The organism is Mesorhizobium sp. M7A.F.Ca.ET.027.03.2.1 (assembly GCF_003999175.1).
Classification (GTDB): domain Bacteria; phylum Pseudomonadota; class Alphaproteobacteria; order Rhizobiales; family Rhizobiaceae; genus Mesorhizobium.
This window is the reverse complement of record NZ_RZOM01000933.1, coordinates 1-2,468: the sequence shown is the minus strand read 5'-3', so window position 1 is coordinate 2,468 and position 2,468 is coordinate 1. Positions and strand designations below refer to the sequence as shown.

The following is a 2,468-nucleotide window of genomic DNA, read 5'->3' as shown; positions in this document are numbered from 1 at the left end:
TCGCACGGTGGATTGTTCGGCGTTCGGGTATGGTCGAGTCGCGGAAGGGCGGGCGTTCCGGGAATTGAACGTGATTTGAGCGTTGGCAGGGCAGAGAGGGGTGTGCGCCTCCAACGTCAAAGGCCTGCGCCGACCTCAGCCCTTGCGGTCGAACCAGAAGGCGTCGGCCATGCGCTTCATGCCGATACGTTCGTAGAAGCCGACGGCGTCGGGCATGGAGATCAGGCTGATGGCGACCGACGGTCCAAGCTGCCGGCGCGCCTCGTCCATCAGGCCCTTGCCGATGCCGAGCCCCTGTGCCGATCGGGAAACGGCGAGTTCGGAGATGTAGCAGACCCAGGAGAAGTCGGTGATGCCTCTGATCACGCCGACCAGCGGCTTGCCTTCGACGTCGAGACGCGCGGTCAGCACCAGATTGGCGCCCGACAGCATCGCCCGCAGCCGTGCTTCATCATCGACCGGCCGTGTCTCGCCGAGGCCGGATTCGACCAGCACGCGCCGGAATTCGGCGATGTCGAGCGTGGGTTCGCTGTCATAGAGGACGTGTGCGTTTTCTGCCATGGCCGCCAGACTGCACCATCGGGCTGGCTTGTGCCACCGTGCACGAACAGTTGCCTTTTATTTGCTGCCGGCTTTGTGTAAACCGTGCCTCAGCAATCCCCCCGCAACGAAAACACGGGCAAAAGCCATGGAAAAGTTCACCAAGCTCACCGGCGTCGCCGCTCCGATGCCGATCGTCAATGTCGACACCGACATGATCATCCCGAAGGATTACCTCAAGACGATCAAGCGCACCGGGCTCGGCACCGGTCTTTTCGCCGAAATGCGTTACAAGGATGACGGCTCGGAAAATCCGGATTTCGTGCTCAACAAGCCGGCCTACCGCAAGGCGCAGATCCTGGTTGCCGGCGACAATTTCGGCTGCGGTTCCAGCCGCGAGCACGCACCGTGGGCGCTGCTCGACTTCGGCATTCGCTGCGTCATCTCGACCTCGTTCGCCGACATTTTCTACAACAACTGCTTCAAGAACGGCATCCTGCCGATCACCGTCAGCCCCGAGGATCTCGAGAAGCTGATGGACGACGCCTCGCGCGGCTCCAATGCCACAGTGTCGGTCGACCTCGAAGCCAAGGAAATCCGTGGTCCCGACGGCGGTGTCGTCACCTTCGACCTCGACGATTTCAAGCGGCACTGCCTCTTGAACGGGCTCGACGACATCGGCCTGACCATGGAGAAGGCTGGCGCCATCGCGTCGTTCGAGAAGCGCAACGCCGAACAGCGCCCCTGGGCCTGAGCGGTACACACTCCAGGCGGAGGCCCGGCCGCTCTCAGGCCTTCGTTGCGCCGGGTTCGTTGCGATTGAGTGGAGGGACAGTCATGACACGTTTGCTTCTTGCCGGCGTTTGCGGGCTGGCCTTGTTGCTAGGGCAAACCGTGAGCGCGTTTGCGCAGACACAGGCACCCGCCACCCAGCCGGCCCCGGCGACGGACCAGCCGTCCGCCGATCAGGGGACGAACGCCGCCGACGCTGCCGATGACGACAAGCAGGCGCCCGTCCCCTTCGAGGGCGGCACGCTGACCATCACCCAACCGGAACAGGACGGTGAGAAGGTGCTTGCCTATGACGGCAAGCAGCTGGCCACCAACTATGACGTCTTCTTCGACAAAATAGTCGAGGTCGGCGGCGTCAAGGTGGCGCTGTTCGATGTGGGCGACGGCGGCAACCAATGCGGGCCTGCGACGGTGATCGTCTGGAAACCGGAAGGCGGCACCATCCAGAGCACCACGGTCGAGCAGGACCAGTGCGGCGCGCCGCCCTCGGCCGTGTCCGACAACGCCATCTATTTCGTGCCCTATCTGTTGCCGGGGGATGAGAAGCCGGCTTTGCAATGGTCGCCGACCGATGGGCTGACGATTTCGGGCAATCTGACCTACATGCCGGAACCCGGCACGGACTGGAAAGACATCGATCCGGAAAAGTACCAGAACATCATCGACGCCTTCCACAACGAGGCCGTCTACAAGGAAGCCGAAAAGCTGCTCGGCAAGGACATGCCCGACATGGCGACGAGCCTGCTGGTCGGCGGCGGTACCGAAAAGGCCGCTTCGGGCGCCTTCTACGCCAGCGGCTGCGTGCCGCATGACTGCGGCGGCAATGACGGCTTCATGGCGGTCGACCCGGCCCAGCACAAGCTGTACTTCGCCCGCCGCGGCGACAATGGCCAGCCGCAGGCGTGGCCTGATGTGGCGACATGGCCGGCGGATGTGAAGGCGGCGTTGGACAAGGCGCTGGGGGCGGGGAATTAGGATTTTGTGGGCGACCGCCGCACCCCCCTCTGTCCTGCCGGACATCTCCCCCTCAAGGGGGGAGATCGGCTCTTCTCTCCTTTTGCCAATCTGCAATGCAGAAAAGAGTGCTGAATGGCGAAGCTGCTAATCTCCCCACTTGAGGGGGAGATGGCCGGCAG

Annotated in this window: 3 protein-coding genes; 2 read left to right on the top strand and 1 reads right to left on the bottom strand. The window is 63.3% G+C overall.

What is annotated here, in order from left to right:
* Positions 1–135: 135 nt before the first annotated feature.
* Positions 136–561: a GNAT family N-acetyltransferase gene (locus tag EN750_RS29225; protein WP_127398826.1), complete on the bottom strand. Its 426-nt coding sequence runs from the start codon at positions 559–561 to the stop codon at positions 136–138.
* Positions 562–688: 127 nt separating this feature from the next.
* Here EN750_RS29225 and leuD point away from each other — a divergent pair, with 127 nt between their 5' ends.
* Together leuD and EN750_RS29215 are read left to right on the top strand one after the other, a co-directional pair.
* Positions 689–1,294 (top strand): 3-isopropylmalate dehydratase small subunit, encoded by a 606-nt coding sequence (leuD, locus tag EN750_RS29220; RefSeq protein ID WP_023810900.1) that lies wholly within the window; start codon positions 689–691, stop codon positions 1,292–1,294.
* An 83-nt stretch (positions 1,295–1,377) separates the two neighbouring features.
* Positions 1,378–2,307 carry a hypothetical protein gene (locus EN750_RS29215; protein WP_127398825.1) on the top strand — a complete coding sequence of 310 codons (930 nt, stop codon included), beginning with the start codon at positions 1,378–1,380 and terminating at the stop codon, positions 2,305–2,307.
* Positions 2,308–2,468 lie beyond the last annotated feature (161 nt).